General features: G+C 71.3%; 15 protein-coding genes. 11 read left to right on the forward strand and 4 right to left on the reverse strand.

Going from position 1 to position 13,356, the window contains the following annotated elements:
* The first annotated feature begins 64 nt into the window (after window positions 1-64).
* Together BBH68_RS08095 and BBH68_RS08100 are read left to right on the forward strand one after the other, a co-directional pair.
* Window positions 65-1,951, forward strand: coding sequence for a stealth family protein (locus BBH68_RS08095; protein ID WP_065960198.1), 1,887 nt, complete (start codon window positions 65-67; stop codon window positions 1,949-1,951).
* Complete coding sequence (locus tag BBH68_RS08100; protein ID WP_065960200.1) at window positions 1,924-2,955, forward strand: FkbM family methyltransferase; 1,032 nt, start codon at window positions 1,924-1,926, stop codon at window positions 2,953-2,955. The genes BBH68_RS08095 and BBH68_RS08100 overlap by 28 nt, the downstream gene beginning before the upstream one ends.
* A gap of 79 nt (window positions 2,956-3,034) precedes the next feature.
* Here the strand turns inward: BBH68_RS08100 and BBH68_RS08105 are convergent, their stop codons facing one another.
* From BBH68_RS08105 to BBH68_RS08115, 3 genes are read right to left on the reverse strand one after another with little or no spacing between them, the layout of a single operon-like run.
* Window positions 3,035-3,745, reverse strand: a complete 711-nt coding sequence (locus BBH68_RS08105; RefSeq protein WP_342673122.1) for a WbqC family protein — start codon at window positions 3,743-3,745, stop codon at window positions 3,035-3,037.
* A gap of 25 nt (window positions 3,746-3,770) precedes the next feature.
* A complete protein-coding gene (locus BBH68_RS08110) occupies window positions 3,771-4,436 on the reverse strand; it encodes a YdcF family protein (protein WP_065960201.1) in 666 nt (221 codons plus the stop codon).
* A 15-nt stretch (window positions 4,437-4,451) separates the two neighbouring features.
* Window positions 4,452-5,552: a helix-turn-helix domain-containing protein gene (locus BBH68_RS08115; protein ID WP_065960202.1), complete on the reverse strand. Its 1,101-nt coding sequence runs from the start codon at window positions 5,550-5,552 to the stop codon at window positions 4,452-4,454.
* 156 nt (window positions 5,553-5,708) lie between these two features.
* Here BBH68_RS08115 and BBH68_RS08120 point away from each other — a divergent pair, with 156 nt between their 5' ends.
* The 9 genes from BBH68_RS08120 to BBH68_RS08160 all read left to right on the forward strand — a co-directional run bounded on the left by BBH68_RS08120 (window position 5,709) and on the right by BBH68_RS08160 (window position 10,448).
* Window positions 5,709-6,155 (forward strand): hypothetical protein, encoded by a 447-nt coding sequence (locus BBH68_RS08120; protein ID WP_065960204.1) that lies wholly within the window; start codon window positions 5,709-5,711, stop codon window positions 6,153-6,155.
* The gene (locus BBH68_RS08125; protein WP_104531244.1) at window positions 6,155-6,568 is read left to right on the forward strand and encodes an ATP-binding protein; all 414 of its coding nucleotides are present in this window, start codon (window positions 6,155-6,157) and stop codon (window positions 6,566-6,568) included. Before BBH68_RS08120 ends, BBH68_RS08125 begins: the two co-directional genes overlap by 1 nt.
* A 41-nt stretch (window positions 6,569-6,609) precedes the next feature.
* Window positions 6,610-6,798 carry a hypothetical protein gene (locus BBH68_RS08130; RefSeq protein ID WP_065960207.1) on the forward strand — a complete coding sequence of 63 codons (189 nt, stop codon included), beginning with the start codon at window positions 6,610-6,612 and terminating at the stop codon, window positions 6,796-6,798.
* Window positions 6,799-6,860: 62 nt separating this feature from the next.
* On the forward strand, window positions 6,861-7,982 hold the full coding sequence (locus BBH68_RS08135) for an adenosylhomocysteinase (RefSeq protein WP_065960208.1): 1,122 nt from the start codon (window positions 6,861-6,863) through the stop codon (window positions 7,980-7,982).
* The gene (locus BBH68_RS08140; protein WP_342673123.1) at window positions 7,979-8,530 is read left to right on the forward strand and encodes an NUDIX hydrolase; all 552 of its coding nucleotides are present in this window, start codon (window positions 7,979-7,981) and stop codon (window positions 8,528-8,530) included. Before BBH68_RS08135 ends, BBH68_RS08140 begins: the two co-directional genes overlap by 4 nt.
* Window positions 8,531-8,573: 43 nt before the next feature.
* A complete protein-coding gene (locus tag BBH68_RS08145; RefSeq protein WP_065960212.1) occupies window positions 8,574-8,759 on the forward strand; it encodes a hypothetical protein in 186 nt (61 codons plus the stop codon).
* Window positions 8,756-9,181 carry a hypothetical protein gene (locus BBH68_RS08150; RefSeq protein ID WP_174588991.1) on the forward strand — a complete coding sequence of 142 codons (426 nt, stop codon included), beginning with the start codon at window positions 8,756-8,758 and terminating at the stop codon, window positions 9,179-9,181. Before BBH68_RS08145 ends, BBH68_RS08150 begins: the two co-directional genes overlap by 4 nt.
* Before the next feature lie 122 nt (window positions 9,182-9,303).
* Entirely contained in the window at window positions 9,304-9,999 is a 696-nt protein-coding gene (locus BBH68_RS08155) for a protein kinase domain-containing protein (protein ID WP_245737954.1), read from the forward strand.
* Window positions 10,000-10,091: 92 nt separating this feature from the next.
* A complete protein-coding gene (locus BBH68_RS08160; RefSeq protein WP_079150868.1) occupies window positions 10,092-10,448 on the forward strand; it encodes a GNAT family N-acetyltransferase in 357 nt (118 codons plus the stop codon).
* 634 nt (window positions 10,449-11,082) lie between these two features.
* Here BBH68_RS08160 and BBH68_RS08165 read toward each other — a convergent pair.
* Window positions 11,083-13,323, reverse strand: a complete 2,241-nt coding sequence (locus BBH68_RS08165; protein ID WP_065960216.1) for a glycosyltransferase family 2 protein — start codon at window positions 13,321-13,323, stop codon at window positions 11,083-11,085.
* Window positions 13,324-13,356: the final 33 nt, after the last annotated feature.

Raw genomic sequence — 13,356 nt, forward strand, 5'->3', positions numbered from 1 at the left:
ACCGCCGGCCGCCCCCGCCGCCTCGCCCGACCGCCACCCCGCGCCCGGAAGACCAGGACCCAGGATGCCCCGCACCACACCGCCCGCCCCCCGTCCGCTGCCCTGGCACACCGACACCCCGCCCCTGGTGCGCGGCTACCGGCGCAAGGTCCCGCTGCCCGTCCGCCGCGCCGTGGTCGCGGTGACCGGCACCGGGCTGCGCCGGGCGGCCCTGCGGGGCCTGGGCCGCCTCTCCGCCGCGTCCGGGGCGCTGCGGCTGCGGTGGGGGCGGCGACGGCTGCGCCGGGCGGGGCTGCTGATCGTGACGGACCGGATCGTGGTCGCCGACCGGCACGGCCTGCGGGTCGCCCAGGTCACCCCGGTGCCCACCCCTCTGCACGCGCGCGCGGAGAATCTGCGGCTGGTGTGCGAGGCCCTGGAGCGCGCCGGGATCGACCACTTCGTGGTCCGCGCGTACGGAAACGTCTCCTCCGCCGTCGGGGTGCCCGCCGCGGAGCGGCCGCGGGTCGTCGCGGCGCTCGTCGAGCTGTGCGCCCGGGAGGCGGGCTATGTGTCGCTGCCCGCGCGCGGCAAGCGCCCCGGGACCGTGCCCCGGCCCGGCGGCTCCCCCCAGGCCTGGCGGCGGCTGGCCACCGCCCCCGTCGTCCGCTTCACGCGCTTCCACGCCAGCCCGGGCGCCGGCCCCGGCACCGGCCCCGGCGCGGGCCTGGTGCTGGGCGTGGCGCACGGCTGCGACATCGAGTTCTGGCAGCGGGGCCGGGCCGAGGCCGGGGAGGAGGACCTGCTGATCGCGCCGCGCGCCAACCGCACCACCGCCTCCGTGCCCGCCGCCGGCGCGGCCGTGCACGCGCCGGGCCACCTGTTCACCCGGCTGGCCCCGGCCGAGGGCTGGCAGCCGGCGACGCTGGTGCGCACCCGCCCGGAGTTCACCACCCGGCTGCCCGACGAGATCCGCTTCCCCATCGACGTCGTCTACACCTGGGTGGACGGCTCGGACCCCGCCTGGCGCAGGCGGCGCGCCGAGGTGACGGCCTGCGACGCCGACGGGCCGTACCACGAGCAGGCGGCCAACGACGCCCGCTACGCCAACCGGGACGAGCTGCGCTACTCGCTGCGCTCCCTGCACATGTACGCCCCCTGGGTGCGCCACATCTACCTGGTGACCGACGACCAGGTGCCGCCGTGGCTGGTGGGCTCACACCCCGGGATCACCGTGGTCGACCACCGCGAGATCTTCGACGACCCGAGGGTCCTGCCCACCTTCAACTCCCAGGCCATCGAGACCCGGCTGCACCACATCGACGGGCTGTCCGAGCACTTCCTGTACTTCAACGACGACGTCTTCCTCGGCTCGCCGGTGACCCCGCAGGACTTCTTCCTGGCCAACGGCATGACGAAGTTCTTCCTCTCCCGCGCGCTGATCCCGCTCGGCCCCATCCACCCCGGCGACGTCCCCGTCTCGGCGGCCGGGAAGAACAACCGGGCCCTGCTGGAGGCGCGGTTCGGGGCGACGGTGACACAGAAGCTGAAGCACACCCCGCACGCGCTGCGCAGAAGCGTCCTCGCCGAGATCGAACGCGAGTTCCCCGGCCCGTACCGCGCCACCATGGCCAGCCGGGTGCGCAGCACCTCGGACATCTCGCTGCCCTCCGCGCTCCACCACTACTACGCCTTCCTGACCGGCCGGGCCGTCCCCGCGCCGCTGCGCTACGACTACTTCGACCTGGCCCGGCCCGGCATCCCGGCCCGGCTGGCCCGGCTGCTGCGGTCCCGGCACTGCCAGGCGTTCTGCCTCAACGACACGGTCTCGTGCGAGCGGGATCTCGCGGACCAGCTGGCCCTGCTCCGCCCCTTCCTCGACGCCTACTTCCCGGTCCCCAGCCCGCTGGAGCGGGCCATCGCCCGCCAGGAGGCCCGCCAGCCATGCCCCTCGCCATCACCCTCCCGCTGAACCCCGACGTCATCGCGGCCGAGGGCCCCTACCCGCGGGCGCTGAACGTCCTCAGCCGCAAGCAGACGGCCGTGCAGCGGCAGCTGCGCCGGGCCGGTCTCGCGGGCTACGAGCCGACCACCCAGGCCACGCTGCTGGCCCTGGCCCAGCGGGCGCCGGCGGGCAGCTCGGTGTACGACATCGGGGCGCACATCGGGCTGTACTCGGCGCTGATCAGCGCGGTCTACGGGCGCGGCAGGCTGCGGACGTACGCGTTCGAGCCGACGCCGGACATCGCCGGGCTGTGCCGCCGCGTCCGCGAGTGCAACCGGCTGTCGTACGAGGTGGTGGAGAGCGCGGTGTCCTCGGCGCCCGGGACCGCCGAGCTGTATCTGTCCGAGAAGTCGGAGTCCTCGAACTCGCTGAACAGCGCGCACCGCAGACACACCCGGTCGGTGCCGGTCCCGGTCACCACGGTCGACGCCTTCACGGCGGAGCGCGGCGCCGCCCCGTACCTCGTCAAGATCGATGTGGAGACCTTCGAGGCGGCCGTGCTGGAGGGCGCGCTGCGCACCGTCGACCGCCACCGCCCGTGGATCGTCTGCGAGCTGCTGCCCAGCGCCGACCACGACGCGCTGCGCCGGTCGCTGGCCCCGCTGGTCGCGCTCGGATACGGCCTGCACCCCATCACCCCCGAGGCGCCCTGGAGCCGCTACGACGAGCGCGGCTACCGGCGCGCGGTCAGCGGCCAGTGCCGCGACTGGCTGCTCGCCCCGGAACCGCTGACCCCCGGCTTCCACCGGGCGGTGCGGCGGTGGCTGATCGCGATCCTGGCCTGCGACGAGACGACGAACCTCCTCACCCCCGCCGGCTCCCCCTTCCCCGGCGGCTGGAACGCCCCGTACCCGCCCCCGGGCCGCCGGCCGGCGCGCGGCCCGGCCGCCCACCGGCGGCACGCCGCCCGCAGGCTCCGCGCGGGACTCGCGGGCCTGGCCGCCCTGGCCCGCCGCGCGCCTGGGCCGTAGTCCGCGAGCGTTCACGTTGCCCGCACCGAGCCGCGCAGCCGACGGACCGGTGAGCGGATGCCGACCTTGAAGGTATCGCTCAAGCGACGGGCCGCACTTCGCTTTGATGGGCTGCGGCCCGCATCTGGTCAGCCAGGGCTTCGGGGCCGAGCTGCATCAGGAAGTGGACCGCGGTGATCTCTCGCGCGGCCTGCCACCGTCCGGAGGTGGGCGGCCGGAATGGGGTCACCTCGATGCCGCAGGCGGTGAACAGGTCGGTCTCCAAGTATTTCATGCCGCCGGTCCCGCACAGATAGCCGCGGGCGCCGGTGGCCTCGGCCAGGTCTGCGAGCCGCAGGGAACGTCCGGGGCGGGAGGGCAGATCGCTGCTGTGGACGATCTGCCCGCTCCAGCCAAGCAGGCTGAGCAGGAGGCGCGTGGATGCCTCCGCGACCTGCGCGGTCTTGTCGGTGATGGTGACCAGGCCGAGGAGTGGTTCGAGAAGTTGGCCGAAGGCTCTCCAGTGCGGACTGGTTTGGTAGTAGTGCGGCAGCATCTGGGCCAGGCGCCTGCGGGACCGGGTGGGGTCGGCGATCACAGCGTCGCGGATGGCGGTCTGACGGCCGTTGGGCAGGTGGGTGGGGATGGTCAGCCACTGGTGCCGCTGCGGGTCGTCCAGGGCCGCCAGGCGGGTGCGGTGCTGGTAGTCGCGGCGGGTGAACTGAACATCGTCCAGGACGATCCAGTAGTCCGCCGCGAACAGCTTGGCCAGCGTCGTCAGTCGCGGGAAGAGGTTGGGCTGGTGGATCACGCACAGCCCGCCGACAGGTGGGAGCTCAGGAGATGAGGCGACTGGTGAAGCCGTCGCGGATGAGAGATTCGAAAGCGGCATGCACGTCCTCCGGGACGTCCTGCTCGATGGCGAACCCGAGCTTGGGGTACTCGATCACCCGCTGGAGGTCGCCGACGAGCTGGTCGGTGACGAGCTTCTCGTCGCCGATGCTCTTGAGGTAGTCGTCGAACTCCAGCGGCTCCGAGGCGCAGATCACCTCGACCTCAGGCCACAGCTTGCAGGCGGTGGCGAAGGAGCGTCGTTCCATATACGGCATGGAGATCAACAGCACGGTGTTCACCTTGATGCCGGCGGCAGCCAGGACCTCGCGGGAGAAGGTGATGTTCTGGCCGGTGTTGCGGGCCTTGGGCTCGACCAGGATCGCCTCGTCGGGGACGCCGAGTTCGATGGCGTGCTCGCGGAAGTGGACGGCTTCACCGCGGGGGAATCGCTCGGGGGCAGTGGGGTTAGGGCCGCCGGTGAAGACCAAGGCCGGGAAGAACTCGGCACGATACAGGCGGGCACAGAAGGCGGGCACCCCCAAGTCGTGGCTGCCCAAGCCGATCCCGACATCGGCCGGGCGGACCTGGTGGCGCATCTGATGGTAGTCCCAGATCAGCTTGGCCTGCTGCCGCTGGTCCTCGGTGAGGGCCCACTGGTTGTCCGTCACGCTGCATCTCCCTGGTCACCGTCGTCGGGGGCCGATTGCCCCCTCGGTCATCGTCCGGATGCTCTCGATGCTGCGGAGCTGGTGGCTCAGTCCGACCTTTGCGGCCAGCTTCGCGGCGTCGTCGAGCACGCGCAGCCCATCATCCCGGGTGGCCGGGTCGGACAGCAGGATGTGACCGTGAGCGGTGTCCAACCGCACGCGCTGCATTGGCGACTCGGTCATGCCGGTGCTGCGGGCGATGCCGATGAAGTGCAGGGCCTGATCCAGTTGGCCGACCCCGCGATGGGCGAGGGCGAGTTTCTGGTGGGCGACTGACCAGTCGTCCACTTCGCCCAGATCCTCGAACTCGCGGGTCGCGGCCAGCATGACGCGGGCGGCATAGTCGTGGTTTCCGTCCTTGCTCAGCGCGGTTCCCACCCACAACCTGGCCCGGGCCCGGTCGCGGCGGGAGAGCCGGTCGTCGACGGTGAGGGTTTCGTACTGGCGGGCAGCGATCTCCAGCTTGTCGGACATCTCGGCGACGACCGCCAGGGAAAGGTCGAGCTGGGCGACGCGGCGGGGGATGTCGAGCTGGGTGAAGACCGAGCGGGCGTCGGCATAGGAGTGCTGGGCCGACAGCGGTCCGATCACGGCGCCCCGGTCGCGTCGCAGGTCGCCGAGGAGAGCGGTGGAGCGGGCGAACAGATACAAGCCCTTGTCGTCCAGCTCCAGCGGCTTGAAGCGCACGAGCCAGCGGTTCAGCAGGGTGTCTGCGAAGGCGAAGTTCTGGCAGGACAGCGCAATGACGACCCGGTCCAGGTCGTCGGTCCAGGACTCGTACTCCCAGGCCCGGGGGCCGGTGACGATCACCCGCCGGTTCAGACCAGAGGTGAGGCGGCCTGCCTCGGACAGGTTCACCTCGAACCGCAGATGCACTGCGGCGTCCGCGCGGGCCAGCGCGGTGTCCAAGATGGCCTGAGTGTCGGGGCGGGGCTCGGTGACAGTAAGGAGCTTCTCCCATTTGGAGACGGTGCGGACCCCGACGCCGAGATGCTCGGCGAACGCGCGCACGCTCATCCGCAGAGCCAGACGCAGGGCTCGGGCCTCCAGGCCGGTCCAGTGGTGCACGGTCGCCACGCATCGCTCCCTTCCGAATCGCCATGGAAGCACGGGGCACTGGGCCGGGAGGCGAAAGTGCCACGGAAGTGCAACAGCCGGTCATTCTCCGCCGGCTGAGGTGGCGTCAGGCTCGGAATATCACGCTCCCCAAGCCACTTTGGACGGTTGAACGGCATGGAACCCCTCACCGAGCATCGCGGCGTCGCCGGCCCGGTCGTCTACGGCTACCTGCGGCTGGTGCGGGCGGCGTCGGCCCGGCAGGAGGCCCTGACCGCCTCGCTGGCCGAGTACTGCCGCCAGCACGAGCTGCAACTGTCCGGGGTGTTCACCGAACGCTCCGCCTCGGCGACGGTGGCGTTCACCGGCCTGCTGGACGTGCTCGCGCTGCCCGACACCTACGGCGTCGTACTGCCGGCCGAATCCCACCTCGGGCCCAAACGCATAGCGGCTGACCAGGCCAGGCGAATCGAGGCGGCTGGGGCCCGGCTGCTGCTGATCCGCGGCCCCCGCAGGCCCCGCCCGGCGGTCACCACACTGCCAGCCCGCCCAGCACAGGTCGAACTCGCCGTCGCAGCCAGGTCCTCGACGCCGAAACGTGAGGGTCGGCCATGCCTGAGTTGATGACGCAGAAGTACTTCGACGCCAAGCCTGAGTCCGTCGGCCTGGCCCGCGAGTTCACCACCGCCGCCCTGACGGCCTGGGGCCTGGACGGGCCCGCAGACAATATCCGGCTGTGCGTCTCCGAGCTGGCCTCCAACGCGCTCGTCCACGGCACGGAGCCCGGGCACGGCTTCGTCGTCAAGCTGACAGGCGACGACGGCTTCGTACGTCTGGAAGTGCACGACAGCCGCAACCCACGCCGCGACGGTCACCGGCCGCACGTCCGCCACCCGGACCTTGCGGACACCTCGGGCCGCGGTTTACTGATCGTCGAGATGCTCGCCGATGCCTGGGGAGTCGAGAGCCGCCAGCCATTCGGCAAGATCGTCTGGTCGCGTTTCAAGGCCGCCGCCATCCGAGAGGCGGCATGTTGACCCTCAGCCCAGGCCCGCTCGACGGGCCGAGGCCGGGGCTTTTGGCCTCGCTCGGAGCCTGGACCTGGCCCGGCACGGCATCGGACGGCCAGGACGTCGCGCACGTTCTGCTGGCCCACCCGCCCAGCCGCACCGACCACGACACCTCGGAGACGGTCGAGGCCCGGATGCAGATGGACGCCGTCCTCGCTGCCGACCGGCTCCTGTTCGGCGTCGTCCGTACCACCTGAACCCCCAGCCCCAGCTTTCCATGCACACACGGTCCGCACTGACGGATGAGAGGGAACAACCCATGGAATCCTTCGAACGCGCCCGGCTGGACGCCTACTTCGCCAAGATCGCCGCCCAGTTTGCCCCGGGCGAGCAGGCCGCGTCCTTCCTGGTCACCCACCTGCTGCCGGAGCGACCCGCCTTCGTCCGCGCAGTTGCGGCCATGAGCCGGCTACGGGCGGTGCTGCCCAAGCCCAAGTCGATCGACCCCACTGCCCGGCACGAAGTCGAGCAGACCGTTCCGGTCGACACGCTCTCCCGTGAACTGTTCGCCGACCCCGACACAGCGCTGGACTACATGGAGTCTCGCGCGGGCGGGGAGGGCCTGCTGCTGCTGGACGTCGGCGGCTACTTCGCCCCCAGCCTCGTCGACCTCCACGCACGCTTCTCCGGCCGCCTCCTCGGCGTGATCGAGGACACCGAGAACGGCCACCGTCGCTACCAGGACCTGGAAAAGGTGCCCTGCCCGGTGATCTCCGTCGCCCGCTCGCCGCTGAAGGACCCCGAGGACTTCCTTGTCGGCCAGTCTGTGGTCTTCTCCACCGAGGCCGTCATGCGCAGCCGCGGCGACATCCTCCACGGCCGCCCAGCGCTGGTCATCGGCTTCGGCAAACTCGGCTCCTCCATCGCCCGGCTGCTGCACGCCAAGGGCGTCCAGGTCACCGTCTTCGACATCGACCCCGTCCGCCGCACCCAGGCCCTCTCCCAGGGCTTCAGCGTCGCCCGCGACCGCGAGGCCGCGCTGGCCGGAGCCGGCCTGGTGCTCTGCGCGACCGGCGCGGTCTCCCTGCGCGGCGAGGACTTCCCCCACCTCCGCAACGGCGCCTACGTCGCCACCGTCACCAGCAGTGAGGACGAGCTGGAGCTTGCCGGCCTGCCGGAGGTCTACACCCGCACGATGGTCGGCGACCACGTCACCCGCTACCAGACCACCGGTCACTACTTCTACCTGGCGAACGGCGGAAACGCCGTCAACTTCCTGCATGGCGCGAGCGTCGGGCCGTTCATCTTCCTGGTCCAAGCCGAGATACTCGCCTCGATCAGGATGCTCATCCGCGACGACCTCGCCCCCGGCATGCACAAGGTCCCCGCACCCGACCGAGCCGCCATCGCGGCAGCCTGGCTCTCCTACTTCAACAGGTGATCGACTTGGCCATCACGGCAGACCACATCCGCACCACCCTGACCGCCTACCTCGACCGGCACCCCGAGGAAAAGCCCGGCCTTGCACCCGCCCTTGATCTCCTGGATGCCGGAGCCGACCTCACCAGCCGCAAGGAGTTCCGCGGCCACGCGACCGCCGGCACGATCCTCGCCGACCCGAACGGACGCATCCTGCACATCCACCACCTCGCCACCGGCAAGTGGCTCCTGCCCGGCGGCCACCTCGAAAGCGACGACACCACCCTCCTCGACGCCGCCCGCCGCGAACTCACCGAGGAGACCGGCATCCCCGCCGACACCGTCACCCCGGTGGGCGAAGGCCCCCTCCATATCGATGTCCACCCCATCGGGGCCAACGACGCCAAGGGCGAGCCGGACCACCAGCACATCGACTTCCGGTTCCTCTTCACCACCACCGCCGACATCGGCGAGCTGCAGACCGAAGAGGTCACCGACGCCGCCTGGCGCACGGCCGATACCCTTCGCGACAAGCGGCTGAAGCAGCGCGTCACCCAAGCCCTGCGCTGACCCCCAGACCGGCCGCCCCTGCGGGATCTCCGCGTACGAGGAGATGTTCGGCGAGATGTTCGGCCCGCTGCCCAAGATCTGGTTCACGGACGAGGACGGTCAGGTCGACGAGAGGGCGCTGGCCGGCTACCGGGAGACCGGAGTGGTGGTCGCCGAGTGGGACTGTTCGCCGGTCCCGGGTGACGGCGGCGATGTCGCCGCCAAGGGGGAGAAGGCTGCAGCCCAGTGACAACCCCGCACGTCGACGCGGACGTCGAGACGGAGGTGTTCCATGCCGGCGTTCGGGCTGCGGAGTGGGTACGTCCCTTGGCGACTCGGCCGCATGGCGCGTTGATGTGCGAGAACATCGTGGTTCTCGGCGCCGGGCAGGATGCGCTGGCGTGGCCTCACTGGGTCCTCAAGCACCGGTACGGGCCAGTGGGGCTGATGTTCGGCAAATTCTCGGCGGGCGAGGAGAAGACCGACCAACACGGCCGCCACATTCCGGCGCCCCCGGTGTCGTTTCTCACCGTGCGGGTCGCCGTACGGCCCCGCGATCCCCGACTTCTGGAGCGGACACCGGATCTCCCTGCCGCCGTGGCGGTCGCCGTCGACGACGGCCGAGATGCGTTCGAAGGCATTCCGCATGACTGGAAGGAGATCAAGGAATAGGCGCACCACCTCCTGCCGAGGCAGTGAAAGCCCTGGAAGACCGGTTCGGGCCGGTCAGCGCATGCCTGCTCAGTGACCGGCGAGGCTCTCGGGCATGGAAGGTCGCCACCCCCAAGGGCCACATGGCGCTGAAGGCCAACGCTCCGGATTCCGAAGGCGCCCGGGACAAGGCCGAGAAACTGGCGCAGGAAAACCGTCATCTCTTGCAGCTGACCCAGGCCGACGCCATCGACCGTGCGTACCGGATCGAGTCCGGTACGTGGGAGGACGGGCGGTGGCTGGCCGTGCGGTGGATCGAGGGTGAGCTCCTGTGGCGGGCCTTCAGGATCGCCCGTGGGCCCGAGGGAGACTGCCCCTCGGTACGGCCCTGGCTGCTCGGCATCGCCCGAACCTGGGCACAGCGCCTCGCGGCGATGCATGCTGCTGATTGGGCTCACGCGGATGTGCAGCCCACCAACACCCTCGTCACCAACAGCGGCAGCACCGAGGTGATCGACTACGCGCTGGCCTGCGGGCCTGGCCAGGACGAGCGCATTCCGTACCGGGGCGCCCTCACTCACACGACCGCCCCCGAGGTCGCCGACGCCATCCTGTCCACCAGCGACGACACCCACGTCCAAGCAGGGCCCGCGGCAGACATGTGGGGCCTGGGCGCGTCTCTGTTCTGGTGCTGGACAGGACATCGACCGGTGGCCTACGAGGACGATCTCGACCGCCTGGGCAAGCTCCACGCTATCGCCAAAGGGCGCACACTCCGCCTGGAAGACGTACGGCCATGGGTCTTTCCAGAGTTCGAGCAGCTCATCACAGCCTGCTGAACGCTGATCCCGGCGCCCGGCCCACGGCCGCCGAGCTGGCCAGAGCATGCTGACCCTGCGGGAGCTGGCCATGGGCGACTCCCCGGCCATCCATCCCTCGCCCGCGCTGGGACTTCGGCATCGTGGTCGTCGGCGATGTGATCGGCATGATCTCCCTCCGCGTACGGGAACCGGGCCTCGGGACCCTCAGCTACATCCTCCGTGAGGACTGCTGGGGCAACGGCTATGCCACCCAGGCTGCGAAACAAGTTGTCGATTTCGCCTTCGCCCACACCGGACTGAAGTGCCTGGCGGCCAAGCACCGCCCCGCCAACCTCGCCTCCGGCCGCGTCCTGGCCAAAGCCGGATTCGCCTGCCTCGGCATCTCTGACTTTCACGCCGAAGACGGAGTGGTCTCGCCCTGCCCGGTGTACGACATCCGCCGCCCCGCCGCGCGCCGAATGCCGTAACCCCCTACCCCCCGCAGAGTCACATAAAAGGTACCGAGAGGATCATTCGCCTAATGTTTGCGTAAGTAAGCATGATCCACAGCGAAGGGCACATGCATCATGGAGCGCCTTGGCATACGAACCGCCCTCGGCCTCGCCGCCTTCCTCGTGATGGCCTGCTGTCTCGCGGCGACCCCCTTCGCCGCCCTGTACGGCGCCGGCTGGGCGTTCGCCGCCGCCGGGCTGCTCGGCGTGGGCTGCGACCTGTTCCTGCACCGCACCGAGCCCGGGCTGCTGGACCGGCTCAGCCGGCTGCACATCGGCGAGACCCTCCGCTTCGAACTGCGCTGCGTCGGCCTGCTGATGCTGCTCGCCCGGCTGGACCTGGCCGGCCACACCGGGCTGACCGCCGCGATCACGCTGGTCATGTGTCTGCTGGGCGGCCAGGCGCTGCACTCCGCGATGCGCACGATGATCCGTCGGCGGCGCCGCTTCCCGATCGCGGCCCGGCCGCCGCGGTCGCTCGTCGACTGGCCGGGGCAGCGGATGCTCGGCTACGAGCTGACCGCGCTGCTCGGCCTCGCCGGGACGCTGGCCACCGGGGACGCGCGGTGTGTGGTGGCGGGCCTTACCGCCGCCACCGGCGCCTGCCTGCTCACCCTGCTGGCACTCGCCCCCTACCTCGCGCTGGTGATGCACCTCTCCCGCCCCTCCCGCGTCGGGAACCGAGGCGGAAACCGAGGCGGAGACCGGATCGGGAACGGGGCCGCGAAGGACGGAACCGCCGCAGTCGCCGCCGCACGGCCGTGGCGACCTTGACCGGCGCCACCTCGAAGGCGAGCGCGGGGGCGGGCCCCCAGGCCAGCGGCTTGGCGTAGTACGGGCGGCCGAAGCGGAGCCAGCGGGTGCCGGTCAGCGAGCCGAAGCGCGGCACGACCGCGGCGCGGGCATCGAGGTCGCCGCCCCCGTCACCTTCCTCACCGTCCATGGTCTCCTCACCGTCCATGGTCAGGGTCAGCGTCCACAGGCCCTTCGAGAGCCTTCTGACCGGCAGACGGACGGTGAAGTCCGGGGTGTCGCCGTCGCATGGCGTGTCGGACGGCGTGTCGGATGGGGTGTCGGATGGGGTGTCGGACAGGGTGTCGGATGCCGGCGCCCCGTACCGCGCCCGCGCCTCCCGCACCTCCCCCGCCCCGTTCTCGGCGCGCAGCCGCAGCCCGGCGCCCTCGCCCCCCGCCGCGTCCCGGGTCAGCCGCCCGCTGACGACCAGCACACCGCGCCTGCCGGGCCGCCAGGCGGCCCCGGTGACCTGGCAGGGCGCGTCGAGGTGGTGGGCGACCTGGCCGACGTCGAGGGAGAGATTGCCGTACGGGGTGAAGTACGGCGTGACGACGGTGGCCCGCCCCTCCGGACCCGTCACGACGCGCCGGGGCCTGGGGTGTGTGGCCTCGCCGCCCTCACGGTCGTTGCCGAACCGCGCGGTGCGGCTGACGCCTTGCGCGCGCACGTCCAGATAGATGTTCCACAGGCCGCGCTCCAGGGGCGCCCCGCCGTCGGCGGTGGCCGGGTCGATCTCGGCGGTGAAGCCCGCCATCTCGTACCTGCCGTCCTCGGGCAGGCCGGGGGCCGGGCGGGGGGTGGTGGGCAGCCGGACCTCGGGGCGGTCGGACTGGTAGCGGCGCAGGACCAGCTCGGTGCCCGGCCGGCGGGCGGCGATGTGCTCGATGTAGGCGTGGCCGGTCAGCTCCAGCACGCCGTCCTCGCGCCACCGCGCACCCTCGAGGCGGTGCCGGACCGGCAGCCGGTCGGTGACGTCGAAGCACTCGTCGGGGACGGCGGCGGCCGGGTCGCGGAAGAAGGGGTGCGCCCAGTAGACGCGGCCCTTGTCGACGACGTGCCCGCGCCGCGCGTCCTCCTTGGCGTTGCGCGCGACCGTCATCACGTCCTCGAAGCGGTCGGCGCGCAGCAGATGGACCAGGAGCCGGTCCGGCGCGTCGATCTGCCGGCAGACCGCGTCGGTGGCCCAGGTCCGCGCCCAGTGCCGGAAGCGGGGGTAGAAGCGCTCGCGCGCGTCCTCCTCGCTCTCGCGCCACAGCAGGCCGCGCAGCGGGCCGCACAGCTCCCACTCGACGTGGCGGCGCATGACGCGGTCGCGGCGCGGGCCGGGCTCCAGATAGCGGGCCACGGTCTCGAAGCACAGGCCGATGCCGTCCATGCGGTGGACGAGGTCGCCGGCAACGAGGGTGAGGTTGCTGCGGTCCTCGCGGTAGCGGACGTAGTAGCAGTCGTAGTCGGCGACCACGGAGATGCCGGAGGCGTTGAGGTAGGCGGCGACGGTGAACGGCTTGTCCTCGCAGTTGCGGTACGGCGGGAAGCGCAGCCCCAGCCGCTCGATGAGGGAGCGGCGGAACAGCTTCCAGGGGCCGAGGGTCAGATAGGCGGCGGACGAGAAGACGTCGGTGCGCGGCTGGTTGTGGCTGAAGACAGCACGGGGGACGGCGCGCCCCCCGACCGAGGCGATCTTCCCGAGGACGACATCGGTGCCGTTCTCGTCGGCCATGGCGACCATGCGGCGCAGCGCGTCCGGCCCCAGGTAGTCGTCGGAGTCGAGGAAGAAGACGAAGTCGCCGCGCGCGAGGTCCAGGCCGGTGTTGCGGGGGCGGCCCGCGCATCCGGAGTTCTCCTGGTGGACGACGCGGAGCGCGGGGCAGCCGTGCGCGAGGCGCTCCAGCTCCGCGCCGGTGCCGTCGGTCGAGCCGTCGTTCACCGCGATGATCTCGATCTGATCCAGGCCGAGCGTCTGGTCCATCGCGGAGGTGATGGCTCGGGTCAGCTCCGGCATCGCGTTGTAGGCGGGGACGATCACACTGACGCGGGGAGGGGGCGCAGAGGGCATGGGGGCTCCGGACTCCGGGTCGAAGGTCTCGAG

The organism is Streptomyces sparsogenes (genome assembly GCF_001704635.1).
GTDB classification, from domain to species: domain Bacteria; phylum Actinomycetota; class Actinomycetes; order Streptomycetales; family Streptomycetaceae; genus Streptomyces; species Streptomyces sparsogenes.

Coding starts and splice junctions, on each gene's coding strand:
- BBH68_RS08125 (WP_104531244.1), top strand. CDS start 6,155: ATGACGCAGAAGTACTTCGACGCCAAGCCTGAGTCCGTCGGCCTGGCC.
- BBH68_RS08145 (WP_065960212.1), top strand. CDS start 8,574: ATGTTCGGCGAGATGTTCGGCCCGCTGCCCAAGATCTGGTTCACGGAC.
- BBH68_RS08135 (WP_065960208.1), top strand. CDS start 6,861: ATGGAATCCTTCGAACGCGCCCGGCTGGACGCCTACTTCGCCAAGATC.
- BBH68_RS08155 (WP_245737954.1), top strand. CDS start 9,304: ATGGCGCTGAAGGCCAACGCTCCGGATTCCGAAGGCGCCCGGGACAAG.
- BBH68_RS08095 (WP_065960198.1), top strand. CDS start 65: ATGCCCCGCACCACACCGCCCGCCCCCCGTCCGCTGCCCTGGCACACC.
- BBH68_RS08165 (WP_065960216.1), bottom strand. CDS start 13,323: ATGCCCTCTGCGCCCCCTCCCCGCGTCAGTGTGATCGTCCCCGCCTAC.
- BBH68_RS08120 (WP_065960204.1), top strand. CDS start 5,709: ATGGAACCCCTCACCGAGCATCGCGGCGTCGCCGGCCCGGTCGTCTAC.
- BBH68_RS08100 (WP_065960200.1), top strand. CDS start 1,924: ATGCCCCTCGCCATCACCCTCCCGCTGAACCCCGACGTCATCGCGGCC.